The following is a 20,195-nucleotide window of genomic DNA, read 5'->3' on the forward strand; positions in this document are numbered from 1 at the left end:
AGACACCGCCACCTTGGTTGGGGCGCCAGGACTGGAAGCCTCGGCAGGGGTGGGGACGCGCTCGGCCATGGGACAATTCTGCCTTGATCCACCTTGGTACGGGCCGGTACAGCCCCCACACACCATGCCTGAGTCCCAGCCCCCGCGCACCACACCACACGCCGCACCAGCCGAATCACTTGCCGCACCCGTGTTGGCATCACCTCGACCGGCGTCTGCGCTTGCTGCTCGATCCGAACGTAGCTACACCCTGAGTGACTTCGATTTCCCATTGCCCCCCGAGCTCATTGCCCAGCACCCCGCTGCAGAGCGCAGCGGCTCGCGCTTGCTCGACGGCACAGGCACAGCTGCAGTGGACCGGGTGTTCAGTGACCTGCCCTCCCTGCTGCGCGCAGGCGACCTGTTGGTACTCAACGACACCCGGGTAATGAAGGCGCGCCTCTTTGGCGAGAAGGCCACCGGCGGCAAACTGGAATTGCTGGTGGAGCGTGTGCTGGGCGGCAACCAAGTGGTGGCACATATGCGTGTCAGCAAAAAACCCGAAGTGGGTGCCAGCCTCAAGCTGGTCTGCGCGCCGGGCCACGAAGACGGGCTGCGCGCCACGCTGCTGGGGCGCTGGCCTGACGCCAATGGTTCGTTGTTTCGCTTCGTCTTGTCCAACGATGCAGGCGACGACCCCCACACCCTGATGGAGCGCCACGGCCATGTGCCGCTGCCACCCTACATCACCCACACCGACTCGGCGCAGGACGCAGAGCGCTACCAAACCGTGTTTGCCAAACACCCCGGCGCGGTGGCCGCGCCCACCGCAGCGCTGCACTTTGACGAGGCATTGTTTGCGCGCCTGGACGCCATGGGCGTGCAGCGCGCCTATGTGACATTGCATGTGGGAGCGGGCACCTTCTTGCCGGTCAAAACCGAGAACATTGCAGAGCACCACATGCACAGCGAGTGGTACGCAGTGCCGCAAGCCACCCAAGACGCGATTGCCGCCTGCACCACGCGCGGTGGCCGGGTGGTGGCCGTGGGGACCACCACGGTGCGCACCCTGGAGAGCTGGGCCCACACCGGGGTGGCCAGCGGCGACACCAGCATCTTCATCACGCCGGGCTTCAACTTCAAACTGATCGACCTGCTGATCACCAACTTCCACCTGCCCAAGTCAACCTTGATGATGCTGGTGAGCGCCTTTGCCGGTTACGGGCACACCATGGCGCTGTACCGCGCGGCGGTGGAGCGCCAGTACCGGTTCTTCAGCTACGGCGACGCCATGCTGCTAGCGCGTCAGGACTTGGCGAAGTAGCGCACGCCCGCCAACAAGTAAACCGCACCATGCTGAAATTTGACATCCTCCAAACCGACCCCGCCAACGCCGAAGGCAGCTACTTGGGTAGCCACGCCCGCCGGGGCCGGCTGACGCTCAACCATGGTGTGGTCGAAACGCCGATCTTCATGCCCGTGGGCACCTACGGCACGGTCAAAGGCGTCACGCCGCAAAGCCTGCAGGACATGCATGCGCAAATCATTCTGGGCAACACCTTCCATTTGTGGATGCGCCCCGGTCTGGACGTGGTCAAGCAGTTTGGCGGGCTGCATGCGTTTGAGAAATGGGACAAGCCGATCCTCACCGACTCGGGTGGCTTTCAGGTCTGGAGCCTGGGTGAGATGCGCAAAATCACCGAGGAGGGTGTGCACTTCGCCTCCCCCGTCAACGGCGACAAGCTGTTTCTCACGCCCGAAATCAGCATGCAGATCCAGACCGTGCTCAACAGCGACATCGTGATGCAGTTTGACGAATGCACACCCTACCTGTCGGTAGAGCCCAAAACCAAAGGCCAGATCACCACCGAGCGCGAGGCCCGCAGCTCCATGGAACTCAGCCTGCGTTGGGCGGCGCGCTGCCAGGCCGAATTTGCCCGGCTGGGCAACCCCAACGCACTGTTTGGCATCGTGCAGGGCGGCATGTTTGAGCACCTGCGCGACGAGTCGCTGGCCGGCCTGGAAGCACTGGACTTTCCCGGCATCGCCATCGGCGGCCTGTCGGTGGGCGAACCCAAGGCCGACATGCTGCGCCTGCTCAAGCACGTGGGCCCGCAGCTGCCTGCCCACAAGCCGCATTACCTGATGGGCGTGGGCACCCCCGAAGACCTGGTGGCGGGCGTGCAAAACGGCATCGACATGTTTGACTGCGTCATGCCCACCCGCAACGCGCGCAACGGCACCTTGTTTAGCCGGTTTGGCGACCTCAAAATCCGCAACGCGCGGCACAAGTCCGACGAGCGTCCGCTGGACGTCACTTGCAGCTGCTACACCTGCGCCGGTACCGCCGGTGTGTCCTGGGAGCACGGCGGGCGCGGTGGCTTCAGCCGGGCCTACCTGCACCACCTGGACCGTTGCGGCGAAATGCTGGGCCCCATGCTGGCGTCCATCCACAACCTGCACTACTACCTCCAGCTAATGCAAGACATCCGCGACGCGCTGGACGCGGGCCGCTTTGGCGCGTTTGTTGTTCAGTTCCACACCGACCGCGCACGCGGCATCTGAACGTCGCCAGCAGCAGATATGCGCGGCATACGAGGGACCTTCAGCCCAAGCCTTCTGAGGGTAGTTCGGCGGGCGGATCGCCCACGAACACAGTGAGCACGCCGGTGTAGCCGTAGAGCTGGTTGAACGCGATCTCGCCGCCAGCAAAAAACCCCACCAGTGGCACGTCGCCCAAGGCACGCCTGAGCACCTGCATTTCCGCGCTGGGTCCGCCAAAGTAGGCGCCACCGCGACCGACACAGCTCACATAAATCGCGCCGGCAATGCGGCGTTGCGGATGGGGGGCGGCATCGGCGAGGAAGTCCGCCAGCGCAGTGGCCGTCTGCAAGCCCATAGATTGCGGCTCCAACTCTTCGCGAATTTCTGCGCCTACGCGCATCAAATCGGCCCGTGCCGCCTGCACATTGCGCTGGCAAAAGGCCACTTGCATCCCCGCCATGACCGTATCGCCCACCGCCACCGCTTGGCGCGCCGGGTCCAGGCCCACGATGTGGCGCACCCGCACCTCGCTGCCAAAGTTACCTGTTTGGTGGACCGGCGCGCTGCCCGCGTGCGACAGCCCCACCAGCGTGGCGCGCACCGCCTCCAGCGCCTGCTGGGGCCGGCCCAGGGATACGCCCAAATCCGCCAGCAGCACATCGAGCGCGGGCGCACCATCGAGTGTGAGCAACAGGTTGCGGTCGGCTGCGGTGACAGTGCGCACCTTGGACACCGGTTTGCAGCCCTGGGTCACCCGCGACACCAATGCCACCCCAGGTCCAAAAGCCACGCCGCTGAGGCCACCGCTGAGCACCGCACTATCAGCCCCATGGCCCGCCCGGTTGCCGTCGGCGGCCATGGCGAATTGCACGCTGCGGGTGCGCCCCGAGGTCAGCCCGCCAAACAGGTAGCGCGCGGTGGTGCGCTGCGCCATCTCATCCATGAGTTCGCCCAAGTCGGGGGTCGCGCCGTCGGCATGCACCAGGGCAGTGTGGGCTGGAAAGCCCGATGCCAGTGGCGAGATGCCGGAGAACACCCGGTACTGGTCGCTGGGGAGTTCCAGCAGCATCACGGCCAGGGCGGGCTCGTCGAAGTACTCCACTTGGTTGGAAACAATCCCCATGCCCACCGCACCCGACCAGTCGGTGATCCAAGGCAGCTCGGCCGCCAAGAGTTTGAGCAAATCGTCGGCATGCGCGGCGTAGTGGTCGGTGGTGTAGAGCAAGGCCAGCGTCGGTTGGGACGCGTAGCCGTGCAAGGCCATTTGCGCGCGCAACTGGGCCAGCACCAGCCCTGCGGCCATGGTCCACTGCGGATGCGATGCGTGGGCGTACGGAAACAGTTTCATGGGACCGCCAGTATTGCGAACCGCTACCTGCGCCGAATCAACCGCTGTTGCGCGCCGCGCTGGCTAGCGACTGCTTTGCTTGCGTGGAGCAGCGCCACGTGGGGCCGCTTTGCGCGGCGCAGCGGGCCGAGCTGTCGCAGGCTTGGACACCATTTTCTTGCCCGCGGCGGTGGCGCTTTTGAAGGCCTCTTTGGCCAAGCCCGTGGCCATGTTGCGGGTCAAATCGACCGCGCTCTTGGTGGTCGCCTCCTTGATGGCACCGGCTGCGATCTGCTGAAACTGTTGGGCCAACGATCCCCAAAGTTGCAAGGGATCCACCATGCCGGCACTGGGTGCGGCGGCGGGCTTCTTGGTTTTGGCGGGCGAGGCGGGCTTGTCGGCCACGGCTTGGGTGGCTTTGTCGGCCACGCGCTGCATGCCAGATGCGATCGAATCGGCGGCTTTGAGTTTGAAGGCATTGGCCACATCGCCGATGTTGAAGTTCATGCCTTTGAGGGTGGCCAGCGTCATCTTTTGCACTTCGAGTGCCTGGATGGTGGCGGCCAGCGCACGCGAGTTTTGCTCCAACCAGAACTGCACGTTTTTGAGTTCTTCGATGCGCTTTTCCAGTTCTTCGACATTCAGGGTGGGTGCCACCCAATGGCCCAGGTTGGGCAACTGCGGCATGCCGTTGGAGGCACCTTTGGCCAGGCTTTGCAAAAAGTCAAAGCCCGGCACGAACTTTCCGAATCCAGAACTGTCTGCGTCGCCCATGGCGTCTCCTTGAGGTGGCCTGTGTTGGGTCACTGTAACGCATACGAACTCTCTGGCTGCGCTCGCGCACTGCGGGCGTGTCAGCGCAGAAGCTCGAAGCGCACCGGCACCTGGTACCAACCTTCCTGCACCGTGTTAGCGCGCTGGGCGGGCCGGAAGCGGGCCGCCCGCACGCTGGCCAATGCGGCCTGATCCAAGCGCGGATAACCACTGGAGGTCAGCACCTCGGCTTGCTGCGCCCGACCATCGGCGCTGATCAGCACCTTGACCACCACCCTACCCTGCTCCCGAAGTCGCGCGCTAAGCGGCGGGTAGGTAGGGGACAGTGGTTCCAGGTAGTCGGCTTCCTGCAATGGGCCAGGTGCCTGAGAAACTACGGATGCATTGGTGGGTGCAGGAACCACAGCAGCGACGGGGCTGCGCGTGGTTGCGGCTGAGGTATCGCCAGTTGACCCAGCCGTCGTAGCCTCTATTGCGCTAGTGCCCGTGCTGGCACTTGCTGCCGACGCCTCAGCAAGAGAATCGTCGGCTTGCGCTGGGCTCGATGTCACTAGGTTGGACGTGCTGTGGCTGGACCTTGCAGGAGGCTGTGCCGTGTGGCTCGACTCCAATGGGGCCATTGACGATTGCGCAAGGGCGGCCGCCGGTTGCGGCAGGTGGCTTGGTGCCGCAGGCCGATGCGTCACCTGGACCGGTGCCGGCATCACTGTCACCGCTGCGCTTGCGACCTCAATCCAACCCACTGAAAGAACGGATGTGCCCGATAGCTGTACTGGAGGCAACGGCACCACCGGCCGTTGGTTCAACGCACGGTAAACCGCCCCTATCACCAAACAATGTAACGACGCGACCAGTGCGGTAACGAATAGCAGTCTGCGGGGCGAAAAAGCAGTCGGAATCATGGAATGGGCGGGTGGCCGAGCGCAGTATCGCTCGGCCACCCTGTGCTACGCGCGCCGATGACGCAGGCGCGCAAAGCCGCAATGTACCTTCACCACTTTGCCCTGGCGCGTCGCGCCACCGAAAACGCGGCTTTGCGCATCCCAGCAAACATCTCGTTCAAAAAGTTGACAACCACCCTGGGGGCCTTCTCAGGCGCGCCAGCATCAAAAGGTGGTGCGGGGTCGTACTCTAGATACAACTGAATCGCCTTGGCATACGTTTCACTGCGCAAGTTGGCCGCAATCGCGAGACCAAAGTCGATGCCCGCAGTAACCCCGCCACCAGTGATTCGGTTGCGATCCACCACGATGCGCCCTTTGGTCGGGATGGCTCCCAGCTCGCCAAGCACATCGGCGGTGGCCCAATGGGATGTCGCCCGATAGCCGTCAAGCAAGCCTGCCGCCCCCAAGATGAGTGACCCAGTGCAAACGCTGCAGACAAAGCGCGCACTTTTCCCGCGGGAGGCCAGAAAGGTGAGCACCTCTGGGTCCTCCATCATGGTCAAGGTCCCCGGCACGCCACCAGGTACAAACAGCACGTCTAACTGTTGCGGACAGTTTGCAAAAGTGGTTGTGGGGCGCACAGGAATGAGCGCAGCTGGTGCAGGCTCTTCGTTGCCAACCGGCTCCAAGTTCTTCCATAAAAGGTGGATGTCGCGGTGCATCAATGCTTCAAACACCGTCAGGGGTCCGACCAGATCTTGCAAGAACATGCCGGGATACACCAGCAAACCTATCGTGACCTTGTCGCCGCCGGTGAGGTGCGCATACTCGGCAAGGGCTGCGTGGTGGTGTGCATCGGCAGTTTCTTTGGTGGGCTGTGCGGCGGTGCCAGCATCAGTGGGCGCAGCAGTTGCTGCGCGCAGTGGCTTTAGAAAGTGGGCGGCGCCAAGCGCCGCCGCCATTTGGGTGAAGTAGCGACGGTCCATGGCAGCTCAGAAGTTCACCACTGCGCTGGCAACCACTGTGCGCGGAGCTGCGGGCAGAACCTGCCCACCGCCAAAATAATTCGACGGCACAAAGTGCTTGGAATCCCACAAATTAGCGATTTGCACACCGTACCGCACAGACTTCCTTTGATAGGAAACCTGGGCGTCCCACACGGTCGAAGATGGTGTGAAAAAGCTGTTGTTGGAGTCTCCGGCCAGTGGCGATTGGTAGGTCACGCCCACACCCACCCCGAACCCAGCCCATGGGCCAGCTTGCGCGTCATAACGTGTTGCCAACCGCAACTGCTCTTTGGGAACGTTGAACAACTGCTTGCCAACATAGGAAGCCACCTGTGCATAGGCGGTACCAGTGGTTCTCGGGTTTTGGTTGGCGTAGGCCGCCATCCATTGCCACGACGGGTTGACGGTGTAGCGCACGTCGATATCCAGACCTTGGGTGCCTTGGTTGGTCAGGTAATTGGAGAACCCTGCGGCGGTAGCCACGTTGTTGCGCCGCAAATCAAACAAGGCAAAGCTTGCGCTGAGCCCGGCAAAATCCTTTAAACGAAATCCGATCTCCGCCTGCTTGACATCTTCCGGCTCGGGCGTCACCGATGGCGCATAGGTCGTCAGGTAGGGCGTCTGTACGGCCCGGCTGTAGCCGGCAAAGGTGGATAGCCGGTCCGACAGTGCGTACACCAAACCGATACGCGGGGTCACACTATCGGCGGTCCTGGTGCGCGTCTGGCCAGCGCTGGTATCTTGCATCTCCAAGCGGTTCATTCGCACCGAGCCCAACACGCTCCACGCACCCCACTTCACTTGGTCTTGCAAGTAGGTCGTGGTCGCGTTGAACTTGCGGCCATAGGCGGAATCAAACCCCGAGTTGCCCGCGGGCGTCACCCACACAGCACTGGCGGGACCGCGCAAGTCCACGTTGGTTGCCAGCGCAGAGATGTACGGTGCTCCGAAGAACGTGGCATTGGCCGGGTTGGAGAAATACAGGTACGCATCCTCCCGCGATACCTCGTGGTCGATTCCAGCACGCACTAGGTGCTGCGAACCACCCAGGGTGAGTTTCCCCGTGAAACTCGGCGAAACCACGGTGGAATCAAACCGCTGACTGAGCTGGTAGCCGTAAATGTCTTGTACCGGGTTGCCGAATTGGGCCGTACCCAGAAACGCATCAATGACTGCGCCGTTAAAGGCTCCGTTTTGCAACAAAGTCATCTTGTTGTTTGCAACCGTCAGACCGAAGTCCCACCGCGCGCTCAAGGTTTGTGACCACTGCAGGTTCACGCCGGTCATGTCGTTGGTGGTCGGGGGTAAGCCGGTGGCGCCAATGAACTTACTACGTCCCACGCCGCTGATTACCTCGGGAGAGTCTGCTTGCGCCCTCGGCAAACCGGGGTAGTCGAGTGTCTCGTTGCGCAAGTCGCGCAAGCGCAATACCAGTTTGGTCTGCGCGTTGGGAGTCAAGACCACGCTCGATAACACCGACCTGCGCTTGTGAAAAACCCCATCCGTTTCGCTGTCCACCTTGGCATATTCGCCGGTCACTCGGGCCGCCAAAGTCGGGCTGATGGCTTGGTTCAGGTCAAACGATGCGGCATGGTGACCCAGACCACCGACACTCACCGCCCCTTGACGCGAGGACACAGACTCGGCCTGTGCCGTGTCGATGACCACGACACCACCTGCAGTGGAGTAGTTCATGCCCTGCGAGCCACCAAACAAGCCACCCGATGGACCCTTGATGACGCTAACCCGATCCACACCGACAAGGCCCTCTTGGTTTTGAAAAATACCGGGGGTGGGCACGCCGTCCACCACAGTTGCCGCGCCAAAGCCGCGTACCTTGAATCCTGCGAGGTTGGAATCGCGCTGGTCGATGGCGGTGACGCCAGAGACATTGCGCAAAACGTCTGACAAGGTCTGTGCCCCTTGGTCGTCCGCCACTTTTCGGGGAATCACGACCACCGACTGGGGTACCTCCTCAAGCGGCGTGGCCGTGCGGGTCCCCGCCGACGTGGTCTCGACGGCGTAGGGGTTGGCGCTACCGGTCACCGTAACTTCTTTGAGCGACGGAATCTGGGCATAGGCCGTTTGGCCACCGGCCAAGGCGGCAAACAAAGCCACGCTGCGCACAGGCGAGCTGCGCAGCCCTTTTAGAGATGTATTCATGTTGAGTTTTCTTTCAAATTTGGGCGTGACAAGGCCCGCGCCAGCAAAGGCACGCCAACCCGCCACAGATCAACTGGTTCAGTGCGCGTGCGCCATCGGCGCGGCGGTCGACACGGGCACCTTGAGTTCCTGGGTGGTCAGCACACCCTTGGCGTCACGAAAGGTCAGCGTCACCGGGATGGTGGTGTCCTTGCGCAGCGGCATCTTCAAGTCCATCAGCATCAGGTGGTAGCCACCGGGCTTGAGCTCGAAGGTCTGGCCGGGCGCAAGCTTGAAGCCGCCCTGCACCGCGCGCATCTTCATCACGCCGCCATCCATGCTCATTTCGTGCAGCTCGGCAACGCCTGCAACCGGCGACGACACGGCCACCAAGGTGGTCTCGGTTTTGGCGGTCAGGCTCAGAAAGGCCCCACTGGCCATTTGCCCCGGTACGGTGGCCCGCGCCCAGGGGTTCTTGATGTCAACGGTCTGCGCTTGGGCTGAGACACCCAAGGCGGCTGCGCACAAGGCAGCGGATGCGATGGTTTTGATTGCGATGGTTTTCATGGTGAGCCCTTGGATTGATGGGTTGGCGCGCACCTCAGTGCGCGTGGTCGTTGGCGGCCCGAACGTCTAGCACTTCCAGCAGGGCCGCCGGGGATTTGATGCCTTTGGTACTGCTGCCTTTGGCGGGCACTTCCACCCACTCGTTGGCGCCTTTTTCACAGGTTTGCACCACCTTGAACCACAAGGGTCCAGGCTGGCTGGGCGTGGTGCCGCGCAGAATAAACTCATCGTAGAAGGCAGCAGGCAAGGCGTTCTCAGCACCTTGGGCGGTCCAAGTGATTTCCAGCACGCCATCGGTGTAGGTTTTGCCGTGGGCGACATAAGGTTGTGCGAGCTTGCCCACGCGGGTGCTGACCTTCCAGCCCGGCTTGGGCATGGGCTGCGCGCCCACGAAGCCCGCTGGCATCGTGACCGTCAAACCGGTGGTGGGCGAGCCGTCGCAACCGTGGCCCACCCGCAACGCAGCGCGGTAACTGGTGGCAGCAGCGGCCACGGGTTCCAACAACACCACATGCGCCCAAGCGGGCGCCGCGCTCAAGGCTGACAGGCAAGCGAGGGCGGCTGCGCCCATCGAAGGTGAAAGAGAAAAAGACATGCATAACTCCTGATTCAAAAAATGATCGCTGCGCAAGCGCCAAGGCGCCATGCAGCACAGTGCGCGCTAGCAGCACGCCAAACTATTCTTTTGGGAGGCAAGGGCGCTGAGTGCGCCCCGCGCTTCAGGAGACTTGCGGAGGACCGCGGGCAGGCGGACTGGCGTAACCAGGGCTGGAAACAAAGGCGAACAGCTGCAGCACAGGCAGTTGCGCGCCAGCGTGGAGGGATGCGGCCTGTGCCAGTGGCGCAGGTGGTGGCGCCAGCCAGGGCAGGCATAGCACGCAATCCAGGGTGTGTTGACCCGGCAACATGCCCAGATCAGCGCCGGCGTCGAAACCGCTATGGGACTGCGGTGCGGACTCTGCCGCACCCACCGGCACCCACTTGACCTCACCGGCTGCGCTGCACACCAATATGCTGCTTTGCGGAGCCACGATGGGGGCAGCCACCGCCACCATGCAGGCACTGGCAAACCACGCCAACACCCAGCGGGCGATGTGGCGGTTGGACCTGAAAACCTGCAGCGCAAACATGGCGGCATTATCAACCAGGCTGCTATCCTCACGGCCATGCGCAGCCTCTTTCACCTTGCCTTTCATGTCACCGACCTGGACACCGCGCGCCAGTTTTACGCAGGCGTGTTGGGCTGCACCGAAGGTCGCAGTACGGCCACTTGGGTGGACTTCGATTTCTTTGGCCACCAGCTCTCGCTGCACCTGGGCGAGCCATTCCAAACCACCCGCACCGGCCAGGTCGGTGCGCATTTGGTGCACATGCCGCACTTTGGCGTGGTGCTGGGGCTGCCCGATTGGCAGGCGCTGGCCCAGCGGCTGACCAACGCGGGCGTGACCTTTGTACTGCCGCCCCAGGTGCGCTTTGAGGGCGAGCCGGGCGAGCAGTGGACGCTGTTTGTGCTGGACCCGTTTGGTAATCCGATCGAAGCCAAAGGCTTTCGCTCACTCGACACTGTGTACGCCGCGCCATGAACTACACCTTTTGGTCCGCCACGATTTTGCTGATCCTCATCACTGACCCGGTGGGCAACATCCCGATTTTTGCCAACGCCTTGCGCCATGTCCCACCCCAGCGCCGACCCTGGGTGATCCTGCGCGAAATCCTGATCGCCTTCGTGCTGTTGCTGGCCTTCATGTTCGTGGGCGAAGGCTTTTTGCGTGTGATGAACCTCAGCGAGCTGGCCCTGCAAATCGGCGGCGGCGTGATTCTGTTTCTGATCGCATTGCGGATGGTGTTCCCGCCCCCCGAGTCGGCGGACGCCGAGCAGATGACCGAGCCATTGATCGTGCCGCTGGCTGTGCCTGCGGTGGCTGGCCCCAGCGCGCTGGCGACCGTCTTGCTACTGGTGTCTCAGCAGCCTGCGCAACGCATCGAGTGGATTGCGGCGCTGTGCGTCACCATGCTGGTCAGCGCGGTGGTGCTGGTCTCAGCGGAGCGCATCGAGCGCGTGATCGGGCGGCGCCCGCTGGTGGCGGTGGAGCGGCTGATGGGGCTGGTGCTGGTATCGGTGGCCATCGAGATGCTGCTGCGTGGCATCAAGACGTTTGCGATTCAGGTCGCCAACGCCTGAACGCCGACGCGCCGCCTGCCTACGGCCGCCGCTGGCGCGGCCACCAACACATGGTCGATCGCTCCAAACACGCTGCCACCCTGCTCGGTTTTCATGTCGACGCTGATACGGTCTGCAACACGCAGAAAAGGCGTACTCGGTTGGCCGTCTAGCAAGGTCTCCATGGCGCGCTTGTCGGCAATACAGCTATAGCCCTTTGGCCAGTGCAGCCGACCGTTTTTTTCTTGACCGCGGTTGCGCACCGGGCCAGTGCCCACGATGCTGCCCGCCTGCACTGGTCGGACGCTGGCCAGGTGCGCCAGCAGTTGCCCGAAGTGAAACTCCATGTCCGAGCCGGCATCGCAACGGCCCACCGTGCGTCCGTTCCATGCGCACTCCAAGGCAAGTTGCACGCGCCCCCGGTTCCAGGCAACGCCCAGCTCGTCGGGCGTGACCGCCACCGGACCGAAGGCCACCGCCAGCATATCGGGCACCGTTCGCGGCACTGCATTCGGCGCCACACCGGCACTCGCCGCATCTGGGTCGGCTGGGGTGTCAGACAAACTGAGTTCGTTGCTCAGCAGCAGCAGGCGCACGCCTTGGAGCGCATGGTCCGCGCTGCAGCCCGCTGCGATGTCGCCAGTGACCACTGCCAGCCCGGCACCAAAGTCCACTCCCGCTACCTCGCTGGTGCACACGATGGGGTCCTGCGGCCCCAAAAAAGCGTCGCCAGAATGGTGGACGATCCGCGGCACTGGCTCGGACGCGCCACCAAGTGACAAGCCGTCACTGGTAGGTGTGCCGTCCTGTGTGCCAGCCCCAATGCCCGCAGTGTGTGGCGCGTAAGCCGCAGCCTGCACCCGCTGGTAGGCGCGCGGCAGCGGCGCCATGCACTGGGCTGGATCAAAGGGAAACGCGTGGCGGCCGCGTCCGGCATTGAGGGCGTCATACACATCTTGCAGTTGCGGCGCCAGGTAGTTCCAGTCGTCAAGCACCTGCTGGAGGCGGTTGGCAATGTGTGTGGCGTACTGCGCAAGCGCCAGGTCGCGCGACACCACCACCAGCTGGCCGTCGCGTGAACCGTCTTTGTAGGTGGCAAGTTTCATGGCGGCATTTTCTCCGAAAGCCCGCCGCGCCCGTGGCTCGGCATGCGCCAGAGGGTGCTCGGACATAATCAGCACGAGGTGACTCCCCCATGCCGAATGCGCCCAAGTCCATGCCATTGACCGACGGCACCGGCCGCCCCCGGCCGGGCCGCTTGCTCTGGCTGACTGCGCTTGTAGGTCTAGGCCATTGGCTGCTCCTCACCGGGCTGCCTGCAGCCAAGACCTTGGGCGATACACCCTTGGCGAGCGAAGCGCTGTTCGTCACGTTGCAACCGGTGGATGCGCCACAGCAGGCCCCGATCCCTGCGGCGCCCCAGACGGTGCGCACTACCGATCCAACCGAACCCGGCTCCAAGCCGCCCGCCCAACTGGCAACAGCAGCGGGCATCCCCATTGGCGCCGGCACGGGCCCATCCCGTGACGCCGCCGAACCGGCTCTGGATGCAAGCGTGCTCAGTGACGCGGCGGGCATGGCCGGCGATACCGAGGTCGTGGACCGCCAAGCGGCAGGCATGGGCAAGGAGGCCGATCTATTGCTGGCCCTGGCGAACACAGAAGGTCAGGATGGGCCCAGCGCCACCAACCCGGCGCCGTACCGGTTTAGCTTTCCCGAGCCGGTGCGCATCGTCTACGAGGCGCAGGGCCGCTCCGGATTTGCTTACACCGCCAGTGCCGAGATCCTCTGGCAGCGCGATAGCAACAGCTACCAAGCCGCACTGCGGGTGAGCAAACTGGGCATCCCTTTGAGCGTGTGGACCAGCAAAGGCAGTCTGGGTGCGCAAGGCGTTGCACCGCTGCGCTTTGGTGAAAAAAAGGGCCGCAGCAGCGAGATCGCTGCCCACTTCCAGCGCGACAAAGGCATCATTTCCTTCAGCCGCAACGCCCCCAACGTCGCGCTGCAAGTTGCAGCCCAAGACCATCTGAGCACGTTTTTTCAGCTCTCGAGCATGGTGGCTGCCGAACCTGCACGCTTCACTCCAGGCAGCGCCATTGCGTTCCAGTCGGCCAATGCCTACGGCGCGCAGGATTGGACCTTCAAGGTGGGTTCCTTGGACAATCTGGGCCTGCCTGCTCCTGCGGCCAGCGGCCTGCGCCTCACCCGGGATCACAGCGCCGATTACGACATCAAGGTGGAGGTGTGGCTTGCTCCCACGCTGGGCTACCTGCCGGTGCGCATCCGCCTGAGCCAAACCAATGGCGATTTTCTGGAATTGGTCGCACGCACCACGGAAATTCCCCAGTGATGCGTTCGGGCTGACAAAACCCTGTTAGGCTTGATCTCGGAGAGTGAAAGCCCCATTGCCCAGCAAACCAGGACGATTACCACCCATGCACACACTGTACGACTCTGAAACGTTCTCGGTCACCCACATGCTGGCCAACACGGAGTCCGACGCGCAGCACCCCTCGGGCGCGAGCCGGACAGAACATGGTGCCCGGCGCCGCCCGGTGCTTGCGCGCCACGGCTTCGAGATCGTGGACAAGCGCTCGGGCAAAGAGGTCTACCTAGACGGCTCGTGGGCAGAGTTGTTCCAGCAGCACATTGCCGCGTGGCAGGTCAACACACCCACCCAGGAAGAAGTCGAAGACACCTTGGAGCAGTACGCCGGGCTCGCACAGAACCCGGTGGTAATGCACTAAGCACCATCAAGCTGTGCGCGCCACAGCACGGGGTGCGCGCCGAGCCAGCGCAGGGTGCTACTGGCCCATAACTTCGCCCATGCGAATCGCACGACCCGCATGCCAGTCAGGGTTGAACTGCAACACGCCCTGAGGGAACAGCATCACGACGGTGGAGCCGAGCAAAAAGCGGCCCATTTCTTGGCCCTTGTGCAGCACCACCTGCCCGGCTTCGTAGTGCCACTCGCAAATTTGCGCACTGCGTGGCGGGTTCACCACCCCGTGCCACACCGTGGCCATGCTACCCACCACCGTGGCGCCCACCAGCGTCAGCACGAACGGCCCGCGCGCCGAGTCAAACACACACACCACCCGCTCGTTGCGGGCAAACAAACCCGGCACCCCCCGCGCGGTGGTCGGGTTGACCGAAAACAAATCGCCAGGCACGTACACCATGCGGCGCAAGACACCGTCGCAGGGCATGTGGATGCGGTGGTAGTCGCGCGGGCTCAAGTACAAGGTCGCAAAGCTGCCATTCTCAAATGCGGCGGCAGTGGTTGCGTCGCCACCTAGCAAAGCGGCTGCGCTGTAGTGGTGGCCTTTGGCCTGGAAGATCTGGTCGCGCTCGATCGCACCAAACTGGCTGATGGCGCCGTCCACCGGGCATACGAAATCGGACGCCGCCAGGGGCCGCACTCCCTCCTTGAGGGCGCGGGTAAAGAACGCATTGAAGGTGGGGTAACTGGCGATGGCGGGGTCCAGCGCCTCGTCCATATTGACCTGGTAGCGCTTGACGAACCAACGTACCAAGGCCGTTGTTGCCCGCCCGCCTTGGGCACCGGCGACCCAGCCGGCAAACACAGTGAGTGCGCGCTTGGGCAAAAAATACTGCGGCAGCACCGCTAGAACGTCAGACATGGCGGCAGGCCTTGGGAGGGTGGGGTGACACATGCGTGGGCTGGTGCCAAAGCAGATGGCCAGCCGCGCGGGGCCGCGAATTATAGTGAGCGCATGAGCGCCGCCCGCATCCCACCCGTCCAGTGCCTGTTGACCTTTGAGACGCTGGCTCGGCTGCGCAGCGTGACGCTGGCATCCGAGGAGCTGTGCGTGACGCCCAGCGCGGTGAGCCACCGGGTACGCCAGTTGGAACAGACGCTAGGCACCAAGCTGTTTGGCCGCTCTGATTTTTCGCTGACCGTGGAGGGCATCGAGTACCTGGCGCATGTGCGCGAGGGCCTCGCGATTCTGCAAAAGTTCCCCACCTCGGCAGCGGCACCAGGCAAGCGCAAGCTGCGGCTGGCGGTGACGCCAACATTTGCGCGCTCCATCCTGATCCCGCGGCTGCGCCAGTTCACCGAGGCCTACCCCGAGATCGACCTCACGCTGCAGGTGTCCATTCCGCTGTTGGATGTGGTCGCCGAAGACGCCGACCTGCTGGTGCGCTTTGGCGCTGGCCGGTACTCGGACCTAGAGTATGTCTGCCTGGCCAAAGACGAGGTCGCCCCCCTGGCCTCGCCCGCCTATGTGCGCGAGCACGGCCCGTTTGAGACCCCCGCCGACCTGGAACGCGCATCCCTGCTGCGCAGCCCCCTGGAGCCGTGGCGCACCTGGTTTGCCGCCAACGGTCTGGACTGGCCCGAGCCGATCGATGGCTCGCAGTTCAACGACATCGGCCTGATGTGCGACGCCGCTGCTGCTGGCATGGGCGTTGCGCTGGTGCGCCTGAAACTGGGCGCGCCCTGGCTGGACACCGGCGCCCTGGTGCGCCTGGGCAGCAGCGAAGCCATGCGCCGCAGCGTGCCCAGCCCGCATGCGCACTACCTGTGCTGGCGCACGGGCGCGATGGACCGCTGGGAAGTCGGCGCCTTCGCCGACTGGCTCAAGAAAGCCATAGGCTAACCAGCCAGCGCTTACGGCAAGCACTACTGACACCACGCTGTCAGTGGCGCGCGCCACCATAGGGGCCTCATCAACTCCGAAGGAATGCGCCATGCACAACGCGATCAGCTGGTTCGAAATACCCACCACCCAACTCGACCGGGCGCAGGCCTTTTACGAGGCGGTGCTGGGCCAACCCATGCGCAAGGAAGACATGGGCCCGTCCAAAGGCGCCGTGTTCGCCTACGACATGGAAGCCGACGGTGTCGGTGGTGCGCTGATGATGGGCCCCACCGCGCCCACACCCTCCAACGCCGGGGTGCTGGTGTACCTGGACGCAACGCCCTCGCTGGACGCCGCCCTGGAGCGCGCGGTCGCCCATGGCGGGCAGGTCGCATTGCCGCGCCAGGCCTTGCCACCGGGCATGGGATTTTTTGCCCACATCCGCGACCTGGACGGCAACCGGGTGGGATTGCACGCCCTGGCTTGACCAGCCCGCGTGCGTGGGCGATCGCAGGGTGGCCCTGGCGCATCTGCAGCGTCTATGTGGCGTGTTTGCGGCAGATGGGCACAGCCTGCTGTGCGCAAGCGCGCCGCCTGCGCTGGAGGTGTGGCCGACGGCCTTACCATGGCGGGACCACCCACTTAACACGCTTTGCCCCTGACCCTGCATGCGCCGTGCGGACCGCTTGTTTCAAATCGTGCAGCTCATCCGTGGGCGGCGCCGGACCACCGCCGCTTTTTTGGCGCAGCGTCTTGAGGTATCCGAGCGCACGGTGTACCGCGCGGTGGCCGATTTGCAGCATCAGGGTGTGCCCATTGAAGGCGAGGCAGGCGTTGGTTACCGGCTGGGCCGGGGCTTCGAGATGCCGCCGCTGATGTTCACGGCAGAGGAAGCACAGGCGCTGGTGGCCTCGGTGCGCATGGCACAGGTATGGCAAGACCCGGCCATGGCACAGGCCTCGCAAGACGCACTGGGGAAGATTTTGTCGGCCTTGCCCGCCGCGTCGCGCGCAGCCGCACTCAGCATGGCCGTCTACGCGCCGCCCGTCGGGCTCGACCCCCAAGCACAGGCCACGCTACACACCCTGCGTCAGGCCACCCAGGCGCACCAGAGAATCTGCGCGCAGTACACCGACGCGTCGGGTGGCACAACCCAGCGCACCCTGCGGCCACTGGGCTGCTTTTACTGGGGCAAGGTGTGGACCTTGGCCGCTTGGTGCGAGCTGCGCGACGGTTTTCGCAGTTTTCGCCTGGACCGCTTGTCCGAGGTGCGTCTGGTCGACGGTGCGCTGGGACGATTCAAAGACGAGGCGGGAAAAACCCTCTCCGACTACCTGCGCTATGCCGCACCGGCGGGCGTGCAAGAAAAGCTTGATGGCACGTCCTAAGCCCAGGCGTTGGCATCACCCGGTCACCACAGTGCCAGCCACAGCAGGCGCCACCAGAGAACACACACGCGGCAGCGCCCCGGCGCATTTCACGTGGGCCTGCAAGTTAATTCACGCAGCGGTCAAGCGGCCTGCCGTACAGTGGGCACCATCCAAAGACGGAGCACTGCAATGAACGCCACCGCCGCCCCCGAAGCCACCGCCCAGCTGGCGCGCGCTGAATTGCAAGCGCGCGTCGTGCGCGAGTTAGCGAAACACCTGCCCGCACACGCCCTGCTCTACCAAACCGAAGACACCACGCCCTACGAATGCGATGGCCTGACCGCCTACCGCGAACGCCCCTTGGTGGTGGCCTTGCCGGAGACCGAGGCGCAGGTGCAGGCGGTGCTGAAGACCTGCTATGCGCTCAAAGTGCCGGTGGTCGCGCGCGGTGCCGGCACCGGCCTGTCGGGTGGTGCCATGCCGCACGCCATGGGCGTGACCTTGTCGCTGGCCAAGTTCAACAAGATCCTTGCGGTGGACCCCAACAGCCGCACGGCGGTGGTGCAGTGCGGTGTGCGCAACCTGGCCATCAGCGAAGCGGCCGCGCCCTACGGCCTGTACTACGCGCCCGACCCCAGCAGCCAGATTGCCTGCACCATCGGCGGCAACGTGGCCGAGAACTCGGGCGGCGTGCACTGCCTCAAGTACGGCCTCACCTTGCACAACATCCAAAAGGTCCGCGGCTTCACCATGGACGGCGAGCCCATCACCTTTGGCAGCGACGCACTCGACAGCCCCGGCTACGACCTGCTCAGCGTGGTGGTGGGCAGCGAAGGCATGCTGGCGGTTACGCTGGAAGTGACGGTCAAGCTGGTACCCAAGCCGCAACTTGCGCGTTGCATCATGGCCAGCTTTGACGACATCCGCAAAGCCGGTGCGGCGGTGGCAGAGGTGATTGCCGCAGGCATCATTCCCGCCGGGCTGGAAATGATGGACAAGCCCATGACCGCCGCCGTCGAAGACTTTGTGCATGCGGGCTACGACCTCAACGCCGAGGCCATTTTGCTGTGCGAGAGCGACGGCACCCCGGAAGAGGTGGAAGAAGAAATTGGCCGCATGGGCGCGGTGCTGACTGCCGCCGGCGCCACCCAGATCGCGGTGAGCAACTCCGAGGCCGAGCGGCTGCGCTTTTGGAGCGGTCGCAAAAACGCCTTCCCCGCGTCAGGCCGCATCAGCCCCGACTACATGTGCATGGACTCCACCATTCCGCGCAAGCGCCTGGCCGACATCCTTCTGGCGATTGCCGAGATGGAAAAAAAGTACCAGTTGCGCTGCGCCAATGTGTTCCACGCAGGCGACGGCAATTTGCACCCGCTCATCTTGTTCGATGCCAACGACCCCGACCAGCTGCGCCGCTGTGAGCTGTTCGGTGCCGAGATTTTGGAAACCAGCGTCGCCATGGGAGGCACCGTCACCGGTGAGCACGGCGTCGGCGTAGAAAAGCTCAACAGCATGTGCGTGCAGTTCAGCGCCGAAGAAAACGCCCAGATGTTTGCCTTGAAGGCCGCCTTCGATACCGAAGGCCTGCTCAACCCCGGCAAGGTCATTCCCACCCTGCAACGCTGCGCCGAGTACGGCAAAGAGCTGGTGCGCGGCGGCAAACTCAAGCACCCGGATTTGCCGCGCTTTTAAGCGCCACCGCCATGCAAGCGCTGCGCGGCATCACGGTCTTGCTGGTGTTGCAATCGCTGGGCGAGCTGGCCTCGCGCGGATTGCATCTGCCCCTGCCGGGGCCGGTGGTGGGCATGCTGCTTTTGCTGATGGCACTGCGCGTGCCGTGGGTGCAGCAGTGTGTGGGCGCAGTGGCCGAATTTTTACTGGCGCACCTCTCCTTGCTGTTTGTGCCGGTGGGTGTGGGCGTCATGACCCACCTTGGATTGATCGGCCAGTACGGTGTGCGCATTGGGGTTGTGCTGGTCGTATCCACGTGGGTCAGCCTCGCAGTCACCGTCTGGGTGCTGCGCGCCTTGGTGCGCGACCAGGACAGCGCGCCGCCATGAGCGAGTTTGTGCAACTGTGGGTGTACCTGTCGTCCACGCCTTTGTTTGGGCTGACGGCCACGCTGGTGGTGTACCTGCTAGCGCAGGCGGTGTACACGCGCGTGCAGCAAGCGCCCTGGGCCAACCCGGTGCTGTGGTCGGTGCTGGTGCTGGCACTGGGCCTCACCGTGACCGGCACCGCCTACCCCAGCTACTTTTCTGGTGCGCAGTTCATCCATTTTTTGCTGGGGCCTGCGGTGGTGGCGCTGGCCTGGCCCCTGTGGCTGCGCCGGGCGCAACTGCGCAAGCGTTGGGGGCGCTTTGCGATTGCATCGCTGGCCGGCGGCACCGCAGCCGTGGCGAGTGCCACCGCGCTCGCTTGGGCACTGGGCCTGCCCCACGATGTGCTGCTGTCGCTGGTCCCCAAATCGGTCACTGCGCCGGTGGCCATGGGCGTGGCAGATCAGATCGGCGGCATCCCCGCGCTGGCGGCGGTGTTTGCGGTGGTCACCGGCATGGTGGGGGCGCTCTCGGGCAAGTACCTGTTCGATGCCATGGGCATCGGACGCGACGCCACCGGCTGGATGGCGCGTGGCTTCGCACTGGGCACCGCGGCGCACGGTATCGGCGCTGCGCGGGCCCTGCAAGTACACCCCGACGCCGGGGCCTGGGCGGCTCTGGCCCTGGGCCTGCAGGTGCTGTTTGCTTCGGTGTTGATTCCGCTGCTGGTGCGCTGGCTCTAGGTCGCAGCCAACACCACTGCACTGCGCCCACTGAATGGCCCCCGGCTGCCC

Annotated in this window: 22 protein-coding genes; 12 read left to right on the forward strand and 10 right to left on the reverse strand. The window is 64.1% G+C overall.

What is annotated here, in order from left to right:
- Positions 1-124 precede the first annotated feature (124 nt).
- Positions 125-1,303, forward strand: a complete 1,179-nt coding sequence (queA, locus tag ACILRC_RS08565; protein ID WP_395668941.1) for a tRNA preQ1(34) S-adenosylmethionine ribosyltransferase-isomerase QueA — start codon at positions 125-127, stop codon at positions 1,301-1,303.
- 29 nt (positions 1,304-1,332) lie between these two features.
- The gene (gene tgt / locus ACILRC_RS08570; protein WP_395668942.1) at positions 1,333-2,544 is read left to right on the forward strand and encodes a tRNA guanosine(34) transglycosylase Tgt; all 1,212 of its coding nucleotides are present in this window, start codon (positions 1,333-1,335) and stop codon (positions 2,542-2,544) included.
- A gap of 40 nt (positions 2,545-2,584) precedes the next feature.
- Here tgt and ACILRC_RS08575 read toward each other — a convergent pair whose 3' ends face one another.
- From ACILRC_RS08575 to ACILRC_RS08610, 8 genes are all read right to left on the reverse strand, one after another.
- Positions 2,585-3,871: an FIST N-terminal domain-containing protein gene (locus ACILRC_RS08575; RefSeq protein WP_395668943.1), complete on the reverse strand. Its 1,287-nt coding sequence runs from the start codon at positions 3,869-3,871 to the stop codon at positions 2,585-2,587.
- A 63-nt stretch (positions 3,872-3,934) separates the two neighbouring features.
- Complete coding sequence (locus ACILRC_RS08580) at positions 3,935-4,624, reverse strand: PhaM family polyhydroxyalkanoate granule multifunctional regulatory protein (protein WP_395668944.1); 690 nt, start codon at positions 4,622-4,624, stop codon at positions 3,935-3,937.
- Positions 4,625-4,704: 80 nt separating this feature from the next.
- Entirely contained in the window at positions 4,705-5,028 is a 324-nt protein-coding gene (locus tag ACILRC_RS08585) for an energy transducer TonB (protein WP_395668945.1), read from the reverse strand.
- Positions 5,029-5,615: 587 nt separating this feature from the next.
- A complete protein-coding gene (locus ACILRC_RS08590) occupies positions 5,616-6,494 on the reverse strand; it encodes a DJ-1/PfpI family protein (RefSeq protein ID WP_395668946.1) in 879 nt (292 codons plus the stop codon).
- Between the two features lie 6 nt (positions 6,495-6,500).
- Positions 6,501-8,678, reverse strand: a complete 2,178-nt coding sequence (locus ACILRC_RS08595) for a TonB-dependent siderophore receptor (protein WP_395668947.1) — start codon at positions 8,676-8,678, stop codon at positions 6,501-6,503.
- Between the two features lie 78 nt (positions 8,679-8,756).
- Positions 8,757-9,224 (reverse strand): copper chaperone PCu(A)C, encoded by a 468-nt coding sequence (locus tag ACILRC_RS08600; RefSeq protein WP_395668948.1) that lies wholly within the window; start codon positions 9,222-9,224, stop codon positions 8,757-8,759.
- 34 nt (positions 9,225-9,258) lie between these two features.
- The gene (locus ACILRC_RS08605; protein ID WP_395668949.1) at positions 9,259-9,819 is read right to left on the reverse strand and encodes a YcnI family protein; all 561 of its coding nucleotides are present in this window, start codon (positions 9,817-9,819) and stop codon (positions 9,259-9,261) included.
- 124 nt (positions 9,820-9,943) lie between these two features.
- Complete coding sequence (locus ACILRC_RS08610; RefSeq protein ID WP_395668950.1) at positions 9,944-10,354, reverse strand: hypothetical protein; 411 nt, start codon at positions 10,352-10,354, stop codon at positions 9,944-9,946.
- A 36-nt stretch (positions 10,355-10,390) separates the two neighbouring features.
- Here ACILRC_RS08610 and ACILRC_RS08615 point away from each other — a divergent pair, with 36 nt between their 5' ends.
- Positions 10,391-10,807, forward strand: coding sequence for a VOC family protein (locus ACILRC_RS08615; protein ID WP_395668951.1), 417 nt, complete (start codon positions 10,391-10,393; stop codon positions 10,805-10,807).
- Positions 10,804-11,406: a MarC family protein gene (locus tag ACILRC_RS08620; protein WP_395668952.1), complete on the forward strand. Its 603-nt coding sequence runs from the start codon at positions 10,804-10,806 to the stop codon at positions 11,404-11,406. The genes ACILRC_RS08615 and ACILRC_RS08620 overlap by 4 nt, the downstream gene beginning before the upstream one ends.
- Here the strand turns inward: ACILRC_RS08620 and ACILRC_RS08625 are convergent.
- On the reverse strand, positions 11,388-12,491 hold the full coding sequence (locus ACILRC_RS08625; protein ID WP_395668953.1) for a fumarylacetoacetate hydrolase family protein: 1,104 nt from the start codon (positions 12,489-12,491) through the stop codon (positions 11,388-11,390). The genes ACILRC_RS08620 and ACILRC_RS08625 overlap by 19 nt on opposite strands.
- An 89-nt stretch (positions 12,492-12,580) precedes the next feature.
- On the opposite strand from ACILRC_RS08625, the gene ACILRC_RS08630 reads away from it, so the two are divergent.
- Together ACILRC_RS08630 and ACILRC_RS08635 are read left to right on the forward strand one after the other, a co-directional pair.
- A complete protein-coding gene (locus tag ACILRC_RS08630; RefSeq protein ID WP_395668954.1) occupies positions 12,581-13,735 on the forward strand; it encodes a DUF3108 domain-containing protein in 1,155 nt (384 codons plus the stop codon).
- A gap of 85 nt (positions 13,736-13,820) precedes the next feature.
- On the forward strand, positions 13,821-14,132 hold the full coding sequence (locus tag ACILRC_RS08635; protein ID WP_395668955.1) for a DUF3567 domain-containing protein: 312 nt from the start codon (positions 13,821-13,823) through the stop codon (positions 14,130-14,132).
- 57 nt (positions 14,133-14,189) lie between these two features.
- On the opposite strand, the gene asd is transcribed toward ACILRC_RS08635, so the two are convergent.
- Positions 14,190-15,029 carry an archaetidylserine decarboxylase gene (gene asd / locus ACILRC_RS08640; protein ID WP_395668956.1) on the reverse strand — a complete coding sequence of 280 codons (840 nt, stop codon included), beginning with the start codon at positions 15,027-15,029 and terminating at the stop codon, positions 14,190-14,192.
- A gap of 93 nt (positions 15,030-15,122) precedes the next feature.
- Between asd and ACILRC_RS08645 the strand changes: the two genes are divergently transcribed.
- From ACILRC_RS08645 to ACILRC_RS08670, 6 genes are all read left to right on the forward strand, one after another.
- Entirely contained in the window at positions 15,123-16,010 is an 888-nt protein-coding gene (locus ACILRC_RS08645; RefSeq protein WP_395668957.1) for a LysR substrate-binding domain-containing protein, read from the forward strand.
- A 91-nt stretch (positions 16,011-16,101) separates the two neighbouring features.
- Complete coding sequence (locus tag ACILRC_RS08650) at positions 16,102-16,479, forward strand: VOC family protein (RefSeq protein ID WP_395668958.1); 378 nt, start codon at positions 16,102-16,104, stop codon at positions 16,477-16,479.
- Between the two features lie 181 nt (positions 16,480-16,660).
- Positions 16,661-17,380, forward strand: a complete 720-nt coding sequence (locus ACILRC_RS08655; RefSeq protein WP_395668959.1) for a helix-turn-helix transcriptional regulator — start codon at positions 16,661-16,663, stop codon at positions 17,378-17,380.
- A 171-nt stretch (positions 17,381-17,551) separates the two neighbouring features.
- The gene (locus tag ACILRC_RS08660) at positions 17,552-19,054 is read left to right on the forward strand and encodes an FAD-linked oxidase C-terminal domain-containing protein (protein ID WP_395668960.1); all 1,503 of its coding nucleotides are present in this window, start codon (positions 17,552-17,554) and stop codon (positions 19,052-19,054) included.
- Between the two features lie 11 nt (positions 19,055-19,065).
- A complete protein-coding gene (locus ACILRC_RS08665; protein ID WP_395668961.1) occupies positions 19,066-19,422 on the forward strand; it encodes a CidA/LrgA family protein in 357 nt (118 codons plus the stop codon).
- Positions 19,419-20,144 (forward strand): LrgB family protein, encoded by a 726-nt coding sequence (locus tag ACILRC_RS08670; protein ID WP_395668962.1) that lies wholly within the window; start codon positions 19,419-19,421, stop codon positions 20,142-20,144. Before ACILRC_RS08665 ends, ACILRC_RS08670 begins: the two co-directional genes overlap by 4 nt.
- Positions 20,145-20,195: the final 51 nt, after the last annotated feature.

This window comes from Rhodoferax sp. (assembly GCF_044236835.1).
In the GTDB taxonomy this organism is placed as follows: domain Bacteria; phylum Pseudomonadota; class Gammaproteobacteria; order Burkholderiales; family Burkholderiaceae_C; genus Allorhodoferax.

Bases quoted from the DNA above. Each gene is read 5' to 3' on its own strand.
- ACILRC_RS08580 (WP_395668944.1), bottom strand. From the start codon at position 4,624: ATGGGCGACGCAGACAGTTCTGGATTCGGAAAGTTCGTGCCGGGCTTT.
- ACILRC_RS08595 (WP_395668947.1), bottom strand. From the start codon at position 8,678: ATGAATACATCTCTAAAAGGGCTGCGCAGCTCGCCTGTGCGCAGCGTG.
- ACILRC_RS08670 (WP_395668962.1), top strand. From the start codon at position 19,419: ATGAGCGAGTTTGTGCAACTGTGGGTGTACCTGTCGTCCACGCCTTTG.
- ACILRC_RS08650 (WP_395668958.1), top strand. From the start codon at position 16,102: ATGCACAACGCGATCAGCTGGTTCGAAATACCCACCACCCAACTCGAC.
- ACILRC_RS08645 (WP_395668957.1), top strand. From the start codon at position 15,123: ATGAGCGCCGCCCGCATCCCACCCGTCCAGTGCCTGTTGACCTTTGAG.
- ACILRC_RS08600 (WP_395668948.1), bottom strand. From the start codon at position 9,224: ATGAAAACCATCGCAATCAAAACCATCGCATCCGCTGCCTTGTGCGCA.
- ACILRC_RS08625 (WP_395668953.1), bottom strand. From the start codon at position 12,491: ATGAAACTTGCCACCTACAAAGACGGTTCACGCGACGGCCAGCTGGTG.
- ACILRC_RS08665 (WP_395668961.1), top strand. From the start codon at position 19,066: ATGCAAGCGCTGCGCGGCATCACGGTCTTGCTGGTGTTGCAATCGCTG.
- tgt (WP_395668942.1), top strand. From the start codon at position 1,333: ATGCTGAAATTTGACATCCTCCAAACCGACCCCGCCAACGCCGAAGGC.
- ACILRC_RS08575 (WP_395668943.1), bottom strand. From the start codon at position 3,871: ATGAAACTGTTTCCGTACGCCCACGCATCGCATCCGCAGTGGACCATG.
- ACILRC_RS08620 (WP_395668952.1), top strand. From the start codon at position 10,804: ATGAACTACACCTTTTGGTCCGCCACGATTTTGCTGATCCTCATCACT.
- ACILRC_RS08615 (WP_395668951.1), top strand. From the start codon at position 10,391: ATGCGCAGCCTCTTTCACCTTGCCTTTCATGTCACCGACCTGGACACC.
- ACILRC_RS08605 (WP_395668949.1), bottom strand. From the start codon at position 9,819: ATGTCTTTTTCTCTTTCACCTTCGATGGGCGCAGCCGCCCTCGCTTGC.
- ACILRC_RS08660 (WP_395668960.1), top strand. From the start codon at position 17,552: ATGAACGCCACCGCCGCCCCCGAAGCCACCGCCCAGCTGGCGCGCGCT.
- ACILRC_RS08630 (WP_395668954.1), top strand. From the start codon at position 12,581: ATGCCGAATGCGCCCAAGTCCATGCCATTGACCGACGGCACCGGCCGC.
- ACILRC_RS08655 (WP_395668959.1), top strand. From the start codon at position 16,661: ATGCGCCGTGCGGACCGCTTGTTTCAAATCGTGCAGCTCATCCGTGGG.
- ACILRC_RS08635 (WP_395668955.1), top strand. From the start codon at position 13,821: ATGCACACACTGTACGACTCTGAAACGTTCTCGGTCACCCACATGCTG.
- ACILRC_RS08610 (WP_395668950.1), bottom strand. From the start codon at position 10,354: ATGTTTGCGCTGCAGGTTTTCAGGTCCAACCGCCACATCGCCCGCTGG.
- asd (WP_395668956.1), bottom strand. From the start codon at position 15,029: ATGTCTGACGTTCTAGCGGTGCTGCCGCAGTATTTTTTGCCCAAGCGC.
- queA (WP_395668941.1), top strand. From the start codon at position 125: ATGCCTGAGTCCCAGCCCCCGCGCACCACACCACACGCCGCACCAGCC.
- ACILRC_RS08590 (WP_395668946.1), bottom strand. From the start codon at position 6,494: ATGGACCGTCGCTACTTCACCCAAATGGCGGCGGCGCTTGGCGCCGCC.